This window comes from Acinetobacter uliginosus (genome assembly GCF_044130295.1).
In the GTDB taxonomy this organism is placed as follows: Bacteria; Pseudomonadota; Gammaproteobacteria; order Pseudomonadales; family Moraxellaceae; genus Acinetobacter.
Window position 1 is genome coordinate 26,812 of record NZ_JBIQOC010000020.1, and the last position, 21,265, is coordinate 48,076.

General features: G+C 40.7%; 16 protein-coding genes and 1 pseudogene. 11 read left to right on the forward strand and 6 right to left on the reverse strand.

What is annotated here, in order from left to right; all coding sequences use genetic code 11:
- The first annotated feature begins 60 nt into the window (after positions 1-60).
- Both ACE01T_RS06050 and ACE01T_RS06055 read left to right on the forward strand, forming a co-directional pair.
- On the forward strand, positions 61-747 hold the full coding sequence (locus tag ACE01T_RS06050) for a YggS family pyridoxal phosphate-dependent enzyme (RefSeq protein ID WP_395518921.1): 687 nt from the start codon (positions 61-63) through the stop codon (positions 745-747).
- A 160-nt stretch (positions 748-907) separates the two neighbouring features.
- A complete protein-coding gene (locus ACE01T_RS06055) occupies positions 908-1,705 on the forward strand; it encodes a thioesterase family protein (RefSeq protein ID WP_395518922.1) in 798 nt (265 codons plus the stop codon).
- Between the two features lie 67 nt (positions 1,706-1,772).
- Here ACE01T_RS06055 and ACE01T_RS06060 read toward each other — a convergent pair whose 3' ends face one another.
- Positions 1,773-5,369, reverse strand: coding sequence for an AAA family ATPase (locus tag ACE01T_RS06060; protein ID WP_395518923.1), 3,597 nt, complete (start codon positions 5,367-5,369; stop codon positions 1,773-1,775).
- A 9-nt stretch (positions 5,370-5,378) separates the two neighbouring features.
- Positions 5,379-6,632 carry an exonuclease SbcCD subunit D gene (locus tag ACE01T_RS06065; RefSeq protein ID WP_395518924.1) on the reverse strand — a complete coding sequence of 418 codons (1,254 nt, stop codon included), beginning with the start codon at positions 6,630-6,632 and terminating at the stop codon, positions 5,379-5,381.
- A 547-nt stretch (positions 6,633-7,179) separates the two neighbouring features.
- Here ACE01T_RS06065 and ACE01T_RS06070 point away from each other — a divergent pair.
- On the forward strand, positions 7,180-8,160 hold the full coding sequence (locus ACE01T_RS06070; RefSeq protein ID WP_300043212.1) for a diguanylate cyclase: 981 nt from the start codon (positions 7,180-7,182) through the stop codon (positions 8,158-8,160).
- Positions 8,161-8,203: 43 nt separating this feature from the next.
- Here the strand turns inward: ACE01T_RS06070 and ACE01T_RS06075 are convergent, their stop codons facing one another.
- Complete coding sequence (locus tag ACE01T_RS06075; protein WP_300043213.1) at positions 8,204-9,175, reverse strand: MBL fold metallo-hydrolase; 972 nt, start codon at positions 9,173-9,175, stop codon at positions 8,204-8,206.
- A gap of 99 nt (positions 9,176-9,274) precedes the next feature.
- On the opposite strand from ACE01T_RS06075, the gene ACE01T_RS06080 reads away from it, so the two are divergent.
- Positions 9,275-10,309, forward strand: coding sequence for a hypothetical protein (locus ACE01T_RS06080; protein WP_395518925.1), 1,035 nt, complete (start codon positions 9,275-9,277; stop codon positions 10,307-10,309).
- A gap of 271 nt (positions 10,310-10,580) precedes the next feature.
- On the opposite strand, the gene metG is transcribed toward ACE01T_RS06080, so the two are convergent.
- A complete protein-coding gene (gene metG, locus ACE01T_RS06085; protein ID WP_395518926.1) occupies positions 10,581-12,638 on the reverse strand; it encodes a methionine--tRNA ligase in 2,058 nt (685 codons plus the stop codon).
- A 307-nt stretch (positions 12,639-12,945) separates the two neighbouring features.
- On the opposite strand from metG, the gene ACE01T_RS06090 reads away from it, so the two are divergent.
- Positions 12,946-13,662, forward strand: coding sequence for a hypothetical protein (locus ACE01T_RS06090; RefSeq protein ID WP_395518927.1), 717 nt, complete (start codon positions 12,946-12,948; stop codon positions 13,660-13,662).
- Positions 13,663-13,931: 269 nt separating this feature from the next.
- Positions 13,932-14,735: a hypothetical protein gene (locus tag ACE01T_RS06095; protein WP_395518928.1), complete on the forward strand. Its 804-nt coding sequence runs from the start codon at positions 13,932-13,934 to the stop codon at positions 14,733-14,735.
- A 275-nt stretch (positions 14,736-15,010) separates the two neighbouring features.
- On the opposite strand, the gene ACE01T_RS06100 is transcribed toward ACE01T_RS06095, so the two are convergent.
- Entirely contained in the window at positions 15,011-15,205 is a 195-nt protein-coding gene (locus ACE01T_RS06100; RefSeq protein WP_086196922.1) for a hypothetical protein, read from the reverse strand.
- Between the two features lie 560 nt (positions 15,206-15,765).
- Here ACE01T_RS06100 and sbmA point away from each other — a divergent pair.
- From sbmA to ACE01T_RS06115, 3 genes are all read left to right on the forward strand, one after another.
- Entirely contained in the window at positions 15,766-16,962 is a 1,197-nt protein-coding gene (sbmA, locus tag ACE01T_RS06105; protein WP_395518930.1) for a peptide antibiotic transporter SbmA, read from the forward strand.
- A gap of 119 nt (positions 16,963-17,081) precedes the next feature.
- Positions 17,082-18,152: a DUF1176 domain-containing protein gene (locus ACE01T_RS06110; RefSeq protein ID WP_395518931.1), complete on the forward strand. Its 1,071-nt coding sequence runs from the start codon at positions 17,082-17,084 to the stop codon at positions 18,150-18,152.
- Between the two features lie 326 nt (positions 18,153-18,478).
- Complete coding sequence (locus tag ACE01T_RS06115; protein ID WP_300044655.1) at positions 18,479-19,474, forward strand: hypothetical protein; 996 nt, start codon at positions 18,479-18,481, stop codon at positions 19,472-19,474.
- Between the two features lie 90 nt (positions 19,475-19,564).
- Here the strand turns inward: ACE01T_RS06115 and ACE01T_RS06120 are convergent, their stop codons facing one another.
- A complete protein-coding gene (locus tag ACE01T_RS06120) occupies positions 19,565-20,143 on the reverse strand; it encodes a DJ-1/PfpI family protein (RefSeq protein ID WP_395518932.1) in 579 nt (192 codons plus the stop codon).
- A 233-nt stretch (positions 20,144-20,376) separates the two neighbouring features.
- Between ACE01T_RS06120 and ACE01T_RS06125 the strand changes: the two genes are divergently transcribed.
- Together ACE01T_RS06125 and ACE01T_RS06130 are read left to right on the forward strand one after the other, a co-directional pair.
- The gene (locus ACE01T_RS06125) at positions 20,377-20,901 is read left to right on the forward strand and encodes a hypothetical protein (protein WP_395518933.1); all 525 of its coding nucleotides are present in this window, start codon (positions 20,377-20,379) and stop codon (positions 20,899-20,901) included.
- 136 nt (positions 20,902-21,037) lie between these two features.
- A pseudogene (locus tag ACE01T_RS06130) lies at positions 21,038-21,265 on the forward strand (IS982 family transposase); the annotation flags it as partial.

Below are 21,265 nucleotides of genomic sequence, written 5' to 3' on the forward strand. Positions count from 1 at the left end.
TAACCAACAGTTAGTTGTAAGGGAAGCCCAAAAAAGATGAATGAAATGAGAACCTCGTCAATGAATAGTCTTCAACAGTCACGAAATCAAGTTATACAGCAAATAGAAGATGCCTGTAAACACGCCCGGCGCAATGTAGAAAGTGTGCAGTTGCTGGCTGTTTCAAAGACCCATCCAAGTGAGTCTTTGCGCGAGATGTACCAAACTGGACAACGTGCATTTGGAGAAAATTATTTACAGGAAGCTTTAGATAAAATTGAGGCTTTAAGTGATCTGGATATTGAATGGCATTTTATTGGTCATGTGCAGCGCAACAAGACCAAGCATCTGGCAGAAAAGTTTGCCTGGGTGCATGGAGTAGACCGTTTGATTATTGCAGAGCGCTTGTCGAGTCAGCGTGAGGCGAATCAGGCGCCACTGAATATTTGTTTGCAGGTCAATATTGATGCACAAGACACCAAAGATGGCTGCCAGCCGGGTGAAGTTGCTGAGCTGGTGAAGCAGATCAGCCAGTTACCGCATTTAAAATTGCGAGGTTTGATGGTAATTCCTGCACCGAATAATCCACAGGCGTTTAGCGATGCCAAAGCTCTGTTTGAAGCTGTAAAAACTGAACATGCCCATCCTGAAGATTGGGATACCTTAAGCATGGGCATGTCTGGGGATATGCAGGAAGCCATTGCCGCAGGTTCAACCATGGTTCGTGTCGGCACTGCATTGTTTGGAGCACGGGATTATTCGAAATAAATCGCAGAACCACCCATTTTGCTGATTTGGAAAACTGAACCTTAGGGTTCAGTTTTTGTTTTTAAAGTTGAATTTTCCACTAAAGTTGAGTACAAAAAACAATCTAAATAACGACTTTAGATAAGAAATTATTTATTAAACCAGGGAAATAGGGACGTGTATGGCGGCATATTATCAACTGATCGGGCGCAATACGGATGCGACAGGTATTGTTACAGCACATTATCAATCCACATTGCTGGCACAGGGTGCATGGAATGAGCATGAGCAACACATGGCACCTGCCACAGGCATTATCTGTGCAGAGTTAGACCGTTTTATGCCACGTCAGGGGATGCGGATTGGCCGGATCAGTTTAGATATTTTAGGTCTGATTCCTGCTGGAGAGTTTAGCATCACCACCAAAGTCATTCGCCCCGGAAAAACCATTGAGTTAATTGAGTCCGAAATGCAGGCTCAGGGCAAAAGCTGTATCGTGGCACGGACCTGGCGTATGATGACGCAAAATAGCCATGAAATTAAAGGCTTGGAAGATGCCCATGGAAATGCACCTGAAAATGCGCCAGTGTGGGAAGGAATTCGTCAGTGGCCGGGTGGGTATATCCAGTCGATAGAAGCAAGAAGCCATGAGCGCCGTGCTGGAAAGGGCATGGTCTGGTTGCGAACGCCACATGACATGGTTGAGGGTGAACCTACCAGTGATTTTGTCCGCTTAATGGGGATGGTTGATACCGCGAATGGCATTGTGCCACGTCAAGAAGCACCTTTTAGCTGGGGCTTTCCTAATCTGGATTTACAGATCCATCTGCACCGTTTACCGCAAGGTCAGTGGCTGGGTCTGGAAACCGTGCAGCAATATGGCGAAGATGGTATTGGCCTGACCAGTTCTGTGTTGCATGATCTTTATGGGCCATTCGGGCGCAGTGAACAGATTCTGACCTTGCGACTGATGGCATAGATATCTTATTGATAAAAGCCTGGAGCATCCTCCAGGTTTTTTATGCTTTATTGGATGAGCTTTTAAATTAACCGACCACTTCAATGGTACTTGCACCAGCACCCAAGGGCTTGACCTGAATCTGTACAGGAATGCGTTCGTGCATTTCCTGAATATGCGAGATCAACACCACTTTACGACCCTGATTCTGTAATTGATCCAGCGCATTCATCACCATATATAAAGATGAGGCATCCAGCGTGCCAAAGCCTTCATCAATAAACAAAGATTCAATTTTCATGGAACCTGATGCCATATTGGCAATCGCCAGGGATAAGGCCAGTGCAGTCAGGAAGGATTCTCCACCTGAAAGCGAAGCGACCGAACGGGTTTCACCATCCATATCGTGGTCAATAATCGCCAGACTCAAGGAGTTGTCCAGACGTTTTAAGGTATAGCGCTGCGAGAGCATGGCCAGTTGCTGGTTGGCATGCTCAATCAAGATATCCAGATTATATTGCTGCGCATAATCGCGGAATTTTTTGCCGTTTGCATCGCCCATTAGTCCTGAAATTTTACTCCAACGGTGTTCTTCACTTTGAATGGCTTGAATTTGATCTGCAAATTGCTTTTGCTTTTCAAGATTACGTTGATGCATTTCAATTTTGAGTTTCACTTGATCCCGCTGTTCAATCAATTGCTTGAGCTGTTCAGTAACGGTCGTCAGTTGTGAAGATAGGGTTTCAGCATCAATTTCAGGTTGATGTTCCATATGTTGTAGAAGCTGTTCCTGAATGGCTTTAATACTTGCTAGAGCATCTGAGTGCGCTCGTTCAACGTCGACCACACGTTGTTTAAGTTGTTGTTCTTGTTCATGTGAAATTTCGCTTAGTTGTTGCAATAACAGCGCATTGAAATCTGTATGCTGACTTAACCACTGTTGAATATTGTGTTCAACATTTTGCTTTTGGGTTTGAAATTGAGTTTGCTGAGTTTGACATTCTTTTAGCGTGCTTTGAGCAGTTTCAAAAGCTTGACGTACTTGGTCAAACTGCTGACGAGCTTGATTAAATTGAATGTGCAATTGTTGTCTGTTTTGATCGAACTGCGCTAACCATTCATGTGGTTTTTCAACATTGCTTTGTGTCATATCAAAAATGGCTTGAATGGCTAAATCGCTATTTCTTTTACCTTCTTGTGTAAGGTTTTCTATGCGAGTTTCTGTCGTCTTAATTTTTTCCTGACTAAATTTTAGATTTTGAACAGCTTGATCGCGCTGTTGCGATTTTTGATTAAGCTGAGCATTTAAATCGTTCAGTTGTTTTAAGGTGTTTTGACGCTGTAGTAACATGACTTGAACTTGTTCAGCCGTACTCAGCGTATTGTGACTCCATGCTTGACCTTGGGTGTCATTCAATAAACCTACAACATCTTGGATATTTTCTTCAGCCTGTTTTAGGATAGAAAGTTGCTGGCTGGTTTGTTGCATTATTTGAAGAAGTGCATGACGCTGTTTTTGTACTTGCTCATGCGTACTGAGTGTAGCTTCAAGTTGTTTTTGCGTATGTTGAAATTCAATAACCTTTGTCGCCAGGGCTTGATCTAATACCAAATGATCTTGCGAGAAATCAAAGGGGATATTCAGCGTATTAAGTTGTTGTTCAAGCTGAGTTTGAGCAGGCTGCAGTCGTGATGACAGTGTTGCTAGTTGGCGAGCATTTGCTTCCCATGATGCTGTTTGTTGGGCATGCATTTTTTGCAAATGTTGCCATGCTTCGAAAGCTGTTTTTTCTTTTTCAAGTTCTTGCTGTTCCTGTTGCTCTTGCAGTTTGAATAATTCGTTTGAAAGCGCATCCTGATTTTGTATATACGGATGATGTGTACTACCACAAACTAAACATGCTTCGCCGTCGACCAGGCTCGCTCTTAAATGTTCAATATTTTCAGTATGGAGTAAACGTTGCTTTTGCAACATCTGTTGTAATTGTTCACGTGCAATTTTTTGATCTTGATAGGCTTTTTCAGCAGATTGAAGTTGTGCATAACTCTGTTCAATTTGTTGTTGCAGCTTATTTTGTGCCGAAACTAGCTTGACGTTTTCAGCACTAATATTTTGGAAGTTTTGCCAATGCGTGTGTGTGACATCAAGTAGATTCAGTTGTTGTAAATGATGTTCACGCTCGGTGCGTATAGCGGTAATTTTTTGATTGAGTACATCATCTTGCCCATATTGCTGCGTCAATTGTTCAAGCTGTTGCTGTTGTTGCATTACATTTTGATGTGCTTGACTCACATTGCCATGGTTTTTTTCAAATTGAGCATAGCTTTGAATCAAGCGTTGTAACTGGCTCAAATGCGCTGAAAGCCCATCATCCAAAGGATTGAAATGTGCAGATTCAGCCAAAAGAGCAGTGCGTTGTGTAATGTCATGTTGTAATTGTTGAAGCTCATTTTTGACTTGCTGTTCAGCATTTACAAGAGGAGAGTGTTGCTCTCGTAAACTTTTTAGTTCATCTTTAATTTTAAGCAAGTGATCACCCAAAACACGTCGATCGGCAATGCGAGCACGAACCATCTCAATGTTTTGCTGGTGCTGAATTTCAAATTGATGTTGCTGTTTTTGCGCGTTATCTATTTTTTCAAAGGTCAATTTTTCAGTATTGAATTGTTGTTCAATCAGCGTGAATTGCTTCTGAACGTGTTCTAATTTGGGTTGAAGTATTGCAATGTCAGCATTTAAATTTTTCTGCAGAATGACGCTAGGCCGAATAGAGGAAAAGCGTTCAAGTTGTTGCAGTTGTGCTTTTTGCGGAGCAAGTGCATCTAGATATTGTTGCTGAGCTTGCAAATATTGTTGACGTGTTTGTATATCAGCTTGAAGTTTATGTTTTTGTTCAAACCATTGTTGTTGCTTTTGTAGATTTTGCTTTTCAATATCCAGTTTTTGATGATCTTGGTTTAGTTGTTGAAGTTTTGAGGAGTAGGCAGTGAAATCCTCTTCAGACAGCAACTCAATATGACCTAAAAAGTTTTCGAGCTCTTTGCGCTGATTGGCAATCTGTTTGGTTTTTTCATAAGCCAGTTGGCCAATTTTTCCGAAAATACTCGAATTGGTCAGATATTCCAGCAGTTCACCGCGTTCATTATCGCGGGCTTTTAAAAATGCCGTAACTTCCGATTGTGCCAATAACACTGCGCGGGTAAATTGCTCAAAACTGAGCTGGCAGATTTGATGAATATGTGCATCGACCGCTTTGGCTTTATCGGCAATCACCACGCTGTCGGTCAGGCAAGTTAAATAACGCTGCACACTTTGCAGTTTGCCATCTACTTTTTCACGTGAACGTTTCAGTTCCCAGCGCGCAAGATAGCGTTTCTGATCCTGAGCGACAAAGCAGACTTCGGCAAAGCCATGCGCGGTGCCCCGGCGCAAAACTGTCAAAGGTGAGTTGGTCAATAACTCTGAACCATCGACATCCTGCAATTTTCCGTCGCTGTCTTTTAAACGTGGAATCTTGTTGAACAGTGCCAGACACATGGCATCCAAAATGGTCGATTTCCCGGCACCGGTTTTGCCGACGATGGCAATCAAACCCGCACTGGCCAAAGGTTCAGTTTCAAAATCAATAAAATGCTCACCCGAAAGCGAAGCTAAATTTTTTATACGAATGGATAGAATTTTCATGGACAGTTCTTAACGTATTTGTTGTTCTTCAAGTGATTTTTCTGCCTCTTGCATTAGACTGATAAAATCTTTTAAGACATTTTCATCATTGCTATAGCCCTGTTTTTCCCAGATTTGCTGAAACAGTTTTTCCGGTGTTGGCGGTTCCAGGCAAATTTTTGCAATTGTTGAACTGTCACTTTCCGCAGATAAATATTGCCGTGAAATTCGTACCAGACGATAGCGATTTTTAGGCAGCGCTTCTTCAAATTGTTGCCTTAAATTGGGCAAGGGCGGCGTCAGGGTATGATATTCAATATCGATATATTCACGCTGATCAATCTGTTCAATTTCACCCTCGGGCAGGTTTTTGAGTTTTTGCATCACTTCATTCAGCTCGCCACGAATTTTATGCAACTGAATACAGCGCGGAATGGCAATCGCTTCAAACTGAAAGCGTGATTCATCCTGCTTTAACGGATCAATCTGTACTTCTACAACCTGATGTTTGTAGTTGATTTCACTAAAAGACAAAGGGATAGGCGAACCACTATAACGGATGTGCGGATGTTGGACTTTTTGCGGTTTATGTAAATGTCCCAGCGCCACATAATCAATACAGTCATCAAATAATGCAGTCGATAAGGCTTCTTCATTGCCAATAATAATCGGACGTTCCGAATCAGACGTTTCACAGCCTTGCATATGCGCATGTGACATCAGAATAAGCGCCTGATTATCCGTTTTACGTTTTTTGGCTTCGGCAATCAGTTGCTGGTGCAAATAGGCAATCGCATTTTGGCTATTACTGGTGTGTTCATTCACACCGGTAATTTCTGCTGGACGTAAAAACGGTAGTGCCAGACACCAGGCCACAATCTGTTTTTGCTGATCGTAAATAGGCAGCAGCAAACGGTCTAAATCAATCTGGCCTGCCGTATTTTTATGAATCACTCCCACTGTTTTAGCATTATATTTTTCCAGTAAAGGTTCGACCTGTTCAATGCGATAACCCGAATCATGATTACCGGCGATCATCAGCGTTTGCATATGCGGGGCAAGGGCATGGGCATCGGCTAAAAATTGATAAAGCTGTTTTTGCGCGCTAGATGCGGGGTTGATGACATCAAAAATATCACCGGCAATGAGTAAGGCATGGGGCTGTTTCTGCTGAATTTGTTGAAGTAGCCAGCTTAAAAACTGTTCATGTTCATACTGGCGTGAATGGTTATAAAAGAACTGTCCCAAGTGCCAGTCAGATGTATGCAAAAAATGAACAGCCACGAATGCCCCAAATCACAATGGATAAAATGAGCTTATAAATTACCATAAATGATGTAGCTGATTCTGTCATTGATTATAGAAAGAACCATTAAAATTAAAGTAAGTCTTTAGAATTAAAATATTTAATTTTTTGTTTCAGCAAAATATTTTATTTTACCAAATTTCCGGTCAAAACAATTTGTTGAATATTAAGGTCGCTAGATAGGTGCAAGGTTTGGACTGCAATCTAGACAATCTTATTCGCTCTTTGATCTAAACATAATGAATTCTGCATATTTTAGAAAATTTATAGGAGATATTTCGGATAAGAAATTTTTGACTACTTTTTAAAATATATTAAATGATCTGAAGGATATACTTTTTTTGGAGAGAAATTGTAGAATAAATAATCATCTTGAAACGTAAAAATGTTCAGTTGTGAAAAAGCGGTTTTTATTGGGGAACCTGCTTCAAGCAGGTGAATCATCAAGAGCGTATTAAAATGTCCTGTATGGCAAAACCAGAACATGCTAAGACATTTTTTGCCCATTCAAATTAGAGTAATTTTATGCCAAATAATCCGTTTGATGAGCAGCAATTGTCGAATGACATGTTTTATAAAACATTATTAGAGTCGACCTTAGCCATTCCATGGAGCATTGACTGGGCCACGAAACAGTTCAGTTATATTGGTCCACAAATTGAAAAGCTACTGGGCTGGGAACAGGATTCATGGAAGTCGGTGCAGGACTGGGCAGACCGTATGCACCGGGATGATCGTGATCATGTCCTGAATTATTGTGTGTCGCAATCGATTGCCGGCATAGATCATGAAGCGGATTATCGTGCCTTAAAGGCAAGCGGTGGATATTGCTGGATTCGTGATGTAGTCCATGTGGTGCGTAAGGAAAATGGTGAAGTTGAACGTTTAGTCGGCTTTATGTTTGATATTTCTGAACGTAAGAAAAAGGAAGAAGAATTAAAAGCATTGCACCGCAAGCTGGAAGAGTTTTCCTATAAAGACGGTTTAACTGAAATTGCCAACCGACGCTTATTTGATGATTTCTATTCACGTGAATGGAACAACGCAATACGTGAACAAAAGCCATTGTCGGTCATTTTGATCGATATCGATTTCTTTAAACAATACAATGATTTTAACGGACATATTATCGGCGATGCCTGTATCAAGCAGATTGCACAGATGCTGGAAAGTTGCTGTGTACGTCCCCGTGACCTGGTGGCGCGTTATGGGGGAGAGGAATTTGCGATCGTGTTGCCAGAAACAAATTTAGAGGGAGCGATTCAAATTGCAGACAATATAGTTCGCATAATTGAGCAGGCAAAATTACCCCATCGGGCATCTCCCATTTCAGAGAATGTAAGTGTAAGTCTGGGGGTGAAATGTATTTGCCCGACAGAAAAAGAGGACAAAATACACTTTTTGAATATGGTCGATAAAAACCTGTTTAAAGCCAAACAGACCGGACGTAAACGTTATGTTGCCGATGAAATATCAAATTCAATTTTAAGTTCAGCGGACAATTGAAACGCAGATAAAATCAAAAATCCCCTCAAGTGAGGGGATTTTTTTAATCTTTAAAATGAACTGGAATCCACTGATAACTCTTCCCATCTTTGGAATAAATATGTCCAAGGCCCGGGAAAGGTAGGTGCGGTGCAGCAATCAGCTGACCGTCTTTGGCATATTCGGCAAAGTGTTTCAGACGTGTCTGTACCGCTGTTTGAGGATCAGTATCAAACTCAATCGAGGTTTCTGGTTTGTCAAACTGCAAAGTGTGTGAATGCACGATGTCACCAATAAATACTACTTCCTGACCATCAGCTTTGAGTTTAAAGCTGTAATGCCCTGGGGTATGACCAAAAGACGGTTTAAATTGAATATCACCAAAGGCTAAAGATTTATCTGAGAAGACTTTAATCTTTTTGGCTTTTTCATACGGTGCAAGCGCAGCTTTAATTTTATCCACTGTACCTAAGAAACCAGCCTGTTTGTCCTTGGGTAGTTTTTTGACTGTATTTGGACTCAGCCAGAAATCATATTCCGTTTTGGCAATGTGCAGCGTGGCATTTGGATAATTCGCTACGCCGTTATTGGAAATACCGCAGACATGGTCCGGGTGTAGATGCGTCAGGAAAATCTCGTTCACTTGTTCAGGCTTGTAACCTGATGCTTTGAGGTTGTTATAGATTGAACCTAAATGTGTGCCAAAGCAGCTGGCTGCACCGCTATCCACCATCAATAGTTGATTGCCTGTATTTATCAGAAATGCATTCACAGATGTTTGAATGCCTTTGTCATTGATCGCGGCATATTTCTTTAGAATGTCGGTTTTTTCTTCATCGCTTAAGCCTGTAAACATGGATGGATTTAGATAGTTGGTTCCATCAAGTAGGGCGGTGATTTGGGTATTACCGATTTGATGGTGGTAATAGCCCGCGACTTGTTTTGGGGCTTGGATGGTGGTGGGTTCAGTCGCTTGGGTGGTGATGGCTGTTGTGCCAAGGGTCAAAGCTAGGAGGAGGGGTTTTAGGTTTTTCATGGGGTTCTTTTAAGTTTTAAGGGGATGGATTATTTTTAGCATGTTTTCATAAATATATTAATGTCTATAATTATAGAAATATTTGAAAATTAGAATCTTATGCAAGAAAAAATTACTTTATTGAAAGATTATCATCAATATTTAGAACAAGTCATTTTACAATTAGAGGAATATCCAGATGAAGTAATCATTGAAAAATTCTTGCAGGAACAAGAGAAAAATAAAGTATCAGATCTATATCAATCGATTAGGCTAATGCGAGGAAATATCTATCAAAGTCGAAATATTAGTACCGCAATTTTAAAATTGATTAATAGCTGGACACTAGAACAGCGGATTTTTTTTACGAATTCAATTGAATTAGAGTTAGAAAGTCTGGAAGTTGTATTTAGAGGCTTTTCGCATGTAATGCCAAAAGTCAATCTACCAGTCTTTGGTGAAGGTGGATTATATTTTTTGCTTGAAGGCTCTCAGGTATTAATTACTAATTATAAAATTATTCATGGTTATTCTACTGTTTGCACGCCACTATTTAATTGTTTAGACCAAAAAATTACTAAAGAAATAAATCCTACTTTTGAAGCAAAAAATCAACAGGTAAATGATCTTATAAATGAGTTAAAGATATACAAGGGTGAAGCTTCTGCAAGAAAGACTAAAGAAATCTATAAGCAAAAATATACTGATTATAAAAAAACAGTAGAAGTGTATGAGTTGTACGTCATGTTACTTGTATGCCTTTCAGTAACCTTAGTATTAGGTCAATTATTTGCTCATAACTTTTTTGATACTTTAAATATTTCTAACGCACTTATGATTAAGTTAACGATCTTGGCTTTAGTAGCAACTTTATTTACTTATTGCTTTAAGCAAATTAGTTTCTACCGAAAAATTTCAGAACAGGCACATCAAACTTATATGGAGTTAGAGGCTTTACCTGAGTTTTTAACTCACTTGCCAGAAGACAAACAGCATGAAATCCGAGCAGATTTAGCTAAGCGTTATTTTGGTCAGAATTTATTTGACTCAATAAAAGAAGATTCTGCTTCAATTCAAGAACAAGCAAAAGCGAATGTAGAAGTTTTGAAATCTACGTCTGCAATATTAGATGTTATTAAAAAGCAGAACACTTAACAAAATTAATTTAAGTGAAGGCGACATGGATGTCGCCGTTCGCTTGTGATACATGGACGTATCATCAAGCGGACAAAAGATTTTTGTTACTTTTGATCTTTCAAAAGTAAGGCAATGCCTACGTAAAGAAACTATTTTTTATAAAGTCAAAATGGGGCTGTGATTCAATAAATCCTCTCCCTAACCCTCTCCTTTATAAAAGGAGAGGGAACTTATAAGCATAAAAAAGCCCCTACAACGTAGAGGCTTTTTTTATCTAAGATTTTAAATCTTAAGACACTTTATCACCCGGTTTAGCACCAGATTCAGGTGAAATAACCCAAACACCATCGCCATTACCCGCAGCCAACACCATACCGTTAGAAATACCAAAACGCATTTTACGTGGTGCAAGGTTCGCCACCATCACCACCAATTTGCCTTTTAAGTCTTCAGGTTGGTAGAACTCACGAATACCGCTAAACACGTTACGTGGTTCAGCTTCGCCGACATTTAAGGTCAATTGAAGAAGCTTGTCAGAACCTTCAACTGTTGCAGCTTCCAAAACTTCAGCCACACGCAGGTCAACTTTCATAAAATCATCAATATTAATAATTTCAGCTTCACCCACTTTAGGCTCAGCTTTCTTCTCTTTAGCTTTCTCTTTTTTCTTTTCCGCTTTTGGCGCTTCAGCAGGAGCAGCTAAAGAATCTTTAGATGCATCGACCATTGCAGCCACAGCTTTTGGATCAACACGTTGCATCAATGGCTGGAACAGCGCAATTTCATGAGCCACTAATACAGTTTTACGTGATTCAAAGTTGAAGCTGTCTAACTGTAAGAAAGCTTGAACTTGTTCAGCCAAAGTTGGAAGTACAGGTGCTAGGTAAACCGCCAATTGACGGAACAGGTTAATACCGACAGAACATACGTCATGTACTTGTTGTTCTTCGCCTTCAATTTTCGCAAGTGCCCAAGGCTTTTTCTCATCGATGTATTGGTTAGCTTTGTCTGCAAGTGCCATGATTTCACGAATCGCAGTTGAGAACTCACGTGCCTCAAAAGCTTGAGCGATTGAATCACCCGCATCAATAAAGCTTTGAACCAATTCAGGCTCTGCACAAGTCGCAGACAATTTATTGTCAAATTTGGTGTTAATGAATTTCGCACAACGACTGGCGATGTTCACCACTTTACCCACCAGGTCAGAGTTTACTTTCTGCACGAAGTCATCAAGGTTCAAGTCGGAATCTTCAACTTTGTCAGAAAGTTTAGACGCGAAGTAGTAACGCAGGTATTCAGGGTTCAAGTGCTCTAAATACGTTTCAGCTTTAATGAATGTCCCACGAGATTTCGACATTTTCTGACCATTTACAGTCAAGAAACCGTTTACGAATAGGCTTGTAGGCGTACGGTAGTTGGCACCTTCAAGCATCGCAGGCCAGAACAATGCATGGAAGTAAACGATGTCTTTACCAATGAAGTGATAGACTTCATTTTCAGAATCTTTTTTCCAGTAATCGTCAAAGCTTAGGTCAGGACGTTTGGTTTTGATGTAGTTCTCAAAACTCGACATATAGCCGATCGGCGCGTCTACCCAAACGTAGAAGTATTTGTTTGGTGCATCTGGAATCTCAAAACCAAAATACGGCGCATCACGGGAAATATCCCAATCCGACAAACCTGCTTCAAACCATTCATCTAACTTGTTGGCAATTGACACAGGTAAACGACCTTCATCACGTGTCCATTTTTGTAGGTATTCACCAAAGTTCGGCAGTTTAAAGAAGTAGTGATCTGAAGATTTTTCTACAGGTGTCGCACCGCTTAAGGTTGATTTTGGATTGAGCAGTTCAGTCGCATTGTAGGTTGTACCACACACTTCGCATGAGTCGCCGTATTGATCTTCCGCTTTACATTTCGGGCAGGTGCCTTTAATGAAACGGTCAGACAGGAACATGCCTTTTTCAGGGTCAAATAACTGCGTTACAGGGCGAACTGCAATGTTGCCTGCTTCACGGTTTTTGATATAAATCTCAGAAGCACGTGCCTGGTTTTCAGCGCTGTTGGTTGAGTCGTAGTGGTCGAAGTCCACTTTAAAACCGGCAAAGTCACGCTCATGTTCTTTTTGGACATTGGCAATTTGCTGTTCAGGCGTAATACCGTTGGCTTCAGCACGCAGCATGATCGCTGTGCCGTGAGCATCGTCCGCGCAGACATAAGTCACGTTATGACCCATTGCACGCATGGCACGAACCCAGATATCTGCCTGGATATAACCGAGTAAGTGACCCATATGGATCGGACCATTGGCGTATGGAAGGGCGTTAGTGACTAGGATATTACGCACGGATATGACTCTCTCATTCGTATTTTATGCAATGGGTCATAATTTTACATGATGCAGAGGGGATTACAAAGAAATGCTTTAGCTGAAGCGCAATGAATAAAGCAACTTGAATATTCAAATATAAAATTCGATATCATCCGATGAGCGAATATTAAATAATTGATCGAGCTAGGTTGACGCTACTTTCTCTAATCAATAGCAACAACATGTACAGGCTTTGTTGCAGTTTGCTTAATTCGTCCGCTGGATTGCATGCTTTGTGCTAAAAAATTGTCTGATCATTTTATGACACCTCAGGAGGGTACTCATGACTCAGAATAACCAGACAAGTACTTCGAAGCAAAACCAAGATAAAGAACCACATGCACAACAACTGAATGAGCAATTGGAAAAAGAGCAAAAGCAGAACGAGATTGATAAACAGCACAAGCAGGAACATCTGGACGTTTTAGAAGCCCACAACAACAATACTGATGAAAAGTCTGCAGTGAAGCAAGGTGCTCAGCCCAATGGCGAACATGCAGAGCAAAAAGATAATTCTAAAGAAGCTCAGTCTGGCCAGTCGGATAATAAAACTGAAACTATTAAGATGGATGACTTAAAAGCCAAGGCAATCGCCATTGGTGAGGATCTACTGAAAAAAGCCGAAAAGATTCTGAATGAGCTAAAAAATGGCAAGTCAGACAGTCAGCAAACTGGTGAACAAGCTTCTGGTGACACGAAAAAGGCTCAAGCGGATTATACATCGGAAGATAAATCGGCAAATCAGTCAGATCAGCAGGACCGTATGGCACATTTCAAAGATGAGGCCTTGCATAAGTTTGAAGACACCAAACAGAAGATTACAGAGTTGGTCAATGAAGCCTCTGTCAAACTGGGAGAACTGAGACAGATGGCGACGGATACAATGAGTAAAATGAAAGGTGAAGATCAATCTCAGTCAGGTGAGCCGAAAAAGCAGGATCAAGATAAAACCGATCAATCTGAGCAAAACAAGCCTGACCAAAATAAAAATCATCAATAATGGTTTGAGCTTTAAAGATACTTCAGTCAGGCCAGGGTTGAAGGGGGGAGAGCGGCCGAAAAATTTAAGATTGTTCAGATGCCATCAAAACATGCTCCATCTGCATATTGGGAATCTCTAAATCAGGCACACTGTTCTTGAGCGTCTATGACCTTGATTGAATCTCGATTGCGGTTCCATCAAGGTCAGTATTTATTTTATAGCGCTATCTGCTGTATTGAATACCTGTGATAATGGGCACTTAAAGCAATGTGCCTAGAGTAAAGATCATGATTGACGAAGATGATTTCGATTTCGACCAACCCGTTACCCGTATTAAACAAAATACTGCGAGTCAAAAACAATTGGGCAGTCAGATTTTAAAAGAGGCTGAGCAATATATTGAAGAGATCTCGGCAGATGAGCATGTACTTTTAATCAACACCCTATTGGGCTTTGCAGAGCAAGATGCTTACTTCCAAATCTTGGCAGATGAACTTGATCAACCGATTGGGGCGAAAGTGGCCAATGATGCTTTAAACCTGATGCACTTTTGGCCTGCTATTCACCAGTTTGAAGATTTAGAACAATTTAATTTACTTGACATTATTAACAGCGAACATTTCCAAACCCAAATGCTTAAAGCTTTTGACGCTTTAGATATTGATGAAAATATCAAAGCGAAGCGCCGTCTTGTGTTGCTTGAAAGTTTTAAAATGTACAAACTCGGCTTCTATAGTGGTTGCATTCCAAATGTTTATGCACAACTAGAAGGCATCTTGACCGATGTCCTAATTGAGGCGGGTTTTTTAAAACAAAATGCAACCAGGTTTGTGGATCTTTATAAAATTGTTCCAGGCTTAAAGGGCAATGAAATAAAAAGCTTGTGGCACAAATCTAAAATTGCGACTGAAATGAATCCGTACTTTGCTGAACTTGCCGCTTATAAAAAGGATAGCAGTTCAACCGTGAGCATGACTCGGCATAACATTCTGCATGGTACCGATCTGAATCATTTTAATCAGGGACGCAGTTTTGTTTTGTTTATCTGGCTGTTTTCTGTGCTGAGTTTTATGGGAACGCTTAAGTATTGAACAAGCTGATCTAAACCATATTCGGCTTAAAGCTGCTGGGTTTGGGTGAGCTTATATACTGGATGGGCTGGAGATAGAGGGAACTTTTAACGTTCACAACAGATAAAGTATGTATCTCTTTTCTATGGTTTTGATCAGCAGGGGTGCTGTTCAGCCAAATTTTATTGTTGTTTATGGCACATCGAAATTCTCGAACTTGAGTTTAGGGGAGTTATACTCAAGTTCGAGGATTCCGTAGCCAAATTTTTTAAATTACTATAAAAATCTCATGAAGCTTATAGTTCACGCCAGACTTTATTTTCATCTTGCAAAGAAACAGTAAAATTAAAGTCGGTATCATCTGATACCAGCAGGCTGGTCGGTGTTTGCATAATGACTTTTAAGATCGTGCCTTGTTCAAAAACCAGAGGACTGCAGTTCTCTTTTTCCAAGGTCACAGGTTTTAATAATTCGATGATTAAATTTTCCATTGCACTTCCCCCTAGATCTTATAAATTAGGTTAATAGTATCATAAATTGGTAAATATTTAACCAATCCTATCAGTCTTGAGAACTAAATCCAAAAACAAATGGATGAAAAATACGATATAGTTCACATATTCTATATTAAAATGAGATAAAATTAAAACTTATATTTTGATTTAGCTCCGGTTTTTCAAATATTTCCATAAAATTTCTATGGATTTAATGGCTGGATTATTTTTAAGCAAATTTTAATTTGTTCCGTCTATGCTGGGGCAAAATCTGACTAAAAGTCACCTCTGCTGCATTGGATGCGATATGCAGCAGATTTTAGGCTGAACTGGCGTGATAAAAACCTCATCACAGGGCGAATGAAGCATACAACTTGATTATAAGAGGCATCATTCAAAGAAAATGAATTCACCTGAAAAAACATTTCACAAACAGTCTATAAGTTGCTACAAAGATGAAAAGACGAGAATAATAGCCGCTTCATCCATCCAGCCTAAATGGGTCGGGTGGTTGATTGGCAAGTTTGAAACTAAAAATAAAGGAATAACCCTAACTGATGTTTAAATCTTTTTTTCCTAATCCAAAGTGGTTCTTCTCATCGTTGGTATTCTGGTTTGTCATCAATATTGCATTGTGGTATTCCGGTGGAAGTGGCTGGGGAACATTTTTAGGCTTTGCACCGGGTTATGCCACTGCAGAATTACCTGTTGGAGTAAGCCGCTTTTGGGCACCTTCATTTTTATGGTTCTATCTGTGGTTCATCGTTTCTACCGTTATTTTTGCGATGTTCTGGCGCTTTAAATCCAGCAATCCATGGCAGGGCTGGTCGGTCTGGGGCTCGGCTTTTATCCTGTTCAATATCTGGTTTGCGGTGCAGGTCAATGTCGTTGTGAATGCCTGGTACAGCCCATTTTATGACCTGATTCAGAAAATGCTGAGTAGTGGTGGTGGCAATGTCAATTTACTTTACAGTGAAACCTTGACCTTCCTGTATGTCGCCATGGTTTATGTGACGATTGCCGTTTTTAACCTGTTCTTTGTCAGCCATTATATCTTCCGGTGGCGTACGGCGATGAATGACTATTACACCGCGCATTGGGAACAGTTACGTTATATTGAAGGGGCTTCGCAGCGTATTCAGGAAGATACCATGCGTTTTGCCAAAACCACCGAAAGTTTGGGGGTGAGTTTCATTCAGGCCCTGATGACGCTCATGGCATTTTTACCGGTGTTGTTACAGTTATCATCGCATGTGAAACAACTCCCGGTGATTGGTGAAATTCCTTATGCACTGGTCTGGGCTGCCATCAGCTGGGCGGTGCTGGGTACTGTAGTGTTGATGCTGGTCGGTTATAAATTGCCGGGTCTGGAATTTAACAACCAGAAAGTTGAAGCTGCTTACCGCAAAGAACTGGTTTATGGTGAAGATTATGCCGATCGTGCCGATCCGCTCACCTTAAAAGAACTGTTTAGCCGCGTACGTTTTAATTATTTCCGCCTGTATTTCCATTATGCCTATTTCAACATGGTACGCATCTGGTACATGCAACTGGACAATCTGTATGGCTTATTTGTGCTGTTTCCAAGTATTGCCGCAGGGGCAATTACTTTAGGTTTGATGATGCAGATTGCCAATGTCTTTGGCAAGGTACGCGAGTCATTCCAGTACTTAATTGAGTCTTGGCCAACCATTATTGAATTGCTCTCGATTTATAAGCGTTTACGGGCATTTGAATCGACTTTGCATAAATAAGGTATACTCAAATTGAGCAACAGAACCCGCATAATGCGGGTTTTTTTTATAATGCGTTATATTTCACAATCATGAAAATGCTGAAGTATAGTAATTAAAAAGGGAAAGGGTCAGAAAAAATGAAAAGGTTTTATGCATGGACTTGGCTTTGCTGTCTGGCCGTGACCAGTCCTCTAACATTTGCCAAAGAAATTCAAGGCATGTCTTTTTCTCATCAAGATTGGGAAGTGTATTGCAGTAATACTGGCACCTGTCGGGCAGCAGGCTATCAGGATGATTATCTGCAAAGTATGCCCGCCACAATCTTGTTGACCCGTAAAGCTGGAGCAAAACAAACCGTACAAGGGACATTTGCCTTATCCAGTTTTGATCAAGCCTTAGATAACAAGAAACTGAATAATTTAAACTTTTTTATAAATCATCAGGATTATGGCCGAGTCAGGATTAACATTTCAGAGCAACTGCTCACAGGAGCGCTAAATAGCAAACAGCTCAATGCACTGTTACAACAGACCCGGAAAAAAGCGAACATCGTATTTAAAAATGCCTATTACACCTGGCAGGTTTCTGATGCAGGCATGACGGCTTCATTGTTGAAAATGGATGATTTTCAACAACGTATGGGTACTGTAGGTGCTTTGGTCAACCCCAGAACTGCAGGTGAGTCGAAAGTATTGGCAGCACAGCCTAAACGAGTAGTCAATAAAGTAAAAACCGCAGCAAAACCTTATTTAACACTACAGCCCAATAGCAGGCAGTACCAAAACCTGCATAAGTTACTCATGGCTGCCCGGCCGACACAGTCAGATGTAGCTGAATTTTGTGAAGGCATTTATGATGGAGAGGGTGCCAAACCACAAGCGATTGAACTCTATAAGCTTACCAATAACAAAGTTCTAGCTACCACTCTATGCTGGCGCGGAGCCTACAATGAAGGCTATGGGGCTTGGGTAATGAATCAATCTTTAACAGGCAAAGCCAGCTTTGTGACCGAATCTGCATCGGATTTTGCAGCAGGCGAAATCAGCAGTGCGCAAAAGGGTCGTGGTATTGGTGATTGCTGGAGTATGAACCAATGGATTTGGCAGGGACAAGCTTTCGTTCAAACTGTAGATCGCTGGTCTGGCATGTGTAAAGGTTTTGCCGGTGGGGCCTGGGATCTTGATTTAATTGAAGCCGTGGTGAAATAACCCATTTTAATTTTAGCTTTTGAGTACGCCAGTTAGCTATTTATATAAAAGATTAAATTTTCATCGGTTTATGATGGAAATTGCCGAATAGTTTCAGGGATAACTAAAGCTTCATCAATCATAAAAAATTTTAAACTGGCTAAAAAGTGTTATCCCATTCGGATTTTCGTACTAAAACTTTTAAAAGATTGGCAGTTATTTTACTTTTTTAGGTAAAAATGTATCATTTAACTTGAAGGGAATTAATAATAAAATCAAAGTACTATATTTGTGATTTTCCCAATTTTGATATATTTTTGAGTTACAGCATCAGTGAGCATTAATACGTGAATTTCAAAACATTCATCTTGATTGGCGGAGTGGGCATCACTTTACATGGCTGTACCAGTTTTAATGCTTTGAGTTCAGATGATTCTGTTAAAAATTATGCTTCAGCACAGGAAATGATCGTTCAAAAAAATATCAACCAACCGAATGGACAGGCCAAAGAATATGTCTATTCATGGGGAGTAAAACAGAATGACAAAGAGCCGCAATCTTTATATCCCAGAAAATATTTAAACAATTACTGTTCTGCCAAGCATGGCAAATTCACGCTGCTGTATAAGAGTTCCATGGCTCTGGTGAAGGATGCATCGGATAAAAAACGCTTATTTTCCTCCGGTAATGTCAAACAGGGCATAGGCGCCTATAAGTGTGTACAAAATAATGGACAGAGCTGGATTGCCTCTATTGAACCGGTGGCTGAACGTAAACTCAATGATGGTTCGGATGCACGGGCAGTCAGCTTACATACCAGACTCATGTCGGTGGATGAAGCTAAAAAGTTTTATAAAAATATTAGTATGACCACAAATGCTGCGGATAAAAAAATCAATTCCAATGATCTGGGCAATAAAAAAGCGCTCAATAAAACTGCCCTTCAAAAAGAGGCTGAAGCTAAAAAAGAAGCAGATATTAAAAAAGAAACCAAACTAACTCCGGAGTTGCCAGCAGCACAGCCGCTAAAAGTCGTGGAAAGTCCGCAACAGCAACAGATGAAATTTTACGTCGCTGCACGTCGTGATTTAAATAGTGGTAAAAATCAGATCTCTGCCTGTAATAATGCCCAGCGGGCTTATAACTATGGCAAGCTGCAAGGAACTGAGGGAACCCGGGTCTATACCGAATCGGGGATGCTGGTTGCACGTTGTTTAACCAGTGTACCCAGTTATAGCAACCGCTTTTCTAATTCTAAGGCTCAAGCAACGCGAGTCTTGCAAAATTTAGCCGTGAATTACAATCACAGTGGGGCGAAAAATATGTTGAGGCAGATGAAGTAAAAGCAATTTTTCTCATCTTGATTGGTGCCACGTTCCAGCATCAAGCGATGGAACGTGGATATCAAGTTTTCAAATCTTAACGCGGCAGCATTACAGCTGAATCGTTGCACCCAAGGCTTTCACAAATTGCGCCATCCAGGCAGGGTGTGCAGGCCAAGCCGGTGCAGTCACGAGATGTCCGTCCGTGATTGCTTCAGTCACGGCGATATCGGCATATAAACCGCCTGCAAGTTTCACTTCCGCTGCACATGCAGGATAAGCAGAACAGGTCTTACCTTGAAGTACATTGGCCGCTGCTAAAAGCTGTGCACCGTGACATACGGCTGCAATTGGTTTTTTTACAGCATCAAATTCACGTACAATTTCCACCACACGTGCATTCATGCGCAGGTATTCAGGTGCACGCCCGCCCGGAATGACCAGTCCTACATAATCTTCGGTATTGACCGAGTCAAAGTCATAATTGATGGCAAAGTTATGACCACGCTTTTCACTATAGGTTTGCTCGCCCTCAAAGTCATGAATGGCTGTGGCGATGCTGTCGCCGGCTTTTTTATCCGGACAGACTGCATGCACGGTATAGCCCAGGCCAGTTAAAAACTGGAATGGCACCATTGTTTCGTAGTCTTCGGCATAGTCGCCCACCAGCATCAAGATTTGTTTAGCCATGATTTTTCCCTCTGTTCAGATATGATTTATATGAAGTTTTATTTTCATTCACCATAGCATAAGCAGAGGTCATTTTTAAGGATGAAGTGGCTTTCTTTAGTCGAAGCCGGAAACCCTTCAAATGGTCAGGTAGATAGGCAAGCTGAAAAGAAGTTTGATTTTACACAGCCATAACAAGCTGCACCCGGCAATTTATGATAAAAAGACAGCAGTTCAGAATGGAAGTTTGCTTTATGTTTTACTCTATTTTCACCCCCTTGGGGCGTCGCTTTGCTCGAATCGGTTGTTCTGTTTTGATGGCAACTGCGGTTATGGGAACAACACAAGTTGCAATGGCCGGAACAACGGTAGATCAGTTGAGTAACTGTCTGGTGAAATCCACCACGGCAGCAGATAAAACAACGGTGCTGCAATGGACCTTTGTCGCCTTATCTGCACATCCGGAATTGAAGAAATTCAGCAATGTGAATGAAGAACAGAGAACCCAGCTGGATAAAAACCTGGCACAAGTGTTACAGCGTATATTGGTAGATCAATGCGCGAGCCAGACTAAAGCTGTCATCGCGGCGGAGGGTGTACAAGCGGTGGGGGACAGTTTTCAGGAGCTTGGACAGATTACCGGTGAGGAAATTTTAGAAAATCCTGAAGTAGAAAGTCAGCTCAAAGGTGTGCTGCGCTATATGGATTTAAATAAACTGGTGGTCACTTTCTTAACACCGGATGTATGGAATAAGTTGGGTGAGTTAAGAGGGAAATAACTGATTTAATGCATGCGTGCCAGGGTTCAATTATGGTATTTAACCTGAGTTCGATATAAAAAAAGAGTAGAAAAAAAGCCCTGTTTTTGTAACATATTGGTTCTCAAGACAAAATGTTATAAAACAAGGCTTCTCAATGGATCATATTACCGAATTATTTTGTATTTTGGATGATTTCTGCAAAAAATTTAATGAATCTTTAGAGAAAGCTTTAATTTCTAATCAAAAAACCAGGTTGAAAAAGTCAGCTTTAAGCTTGTCTGAAGCAATGACCATTGTCATTTTATTTCATCAATCCGGTTTTAGATTCTTCAAATATTTTTATTGCCAAATGATCGTTCCATTCTGGAAATCTGCTTTTCCT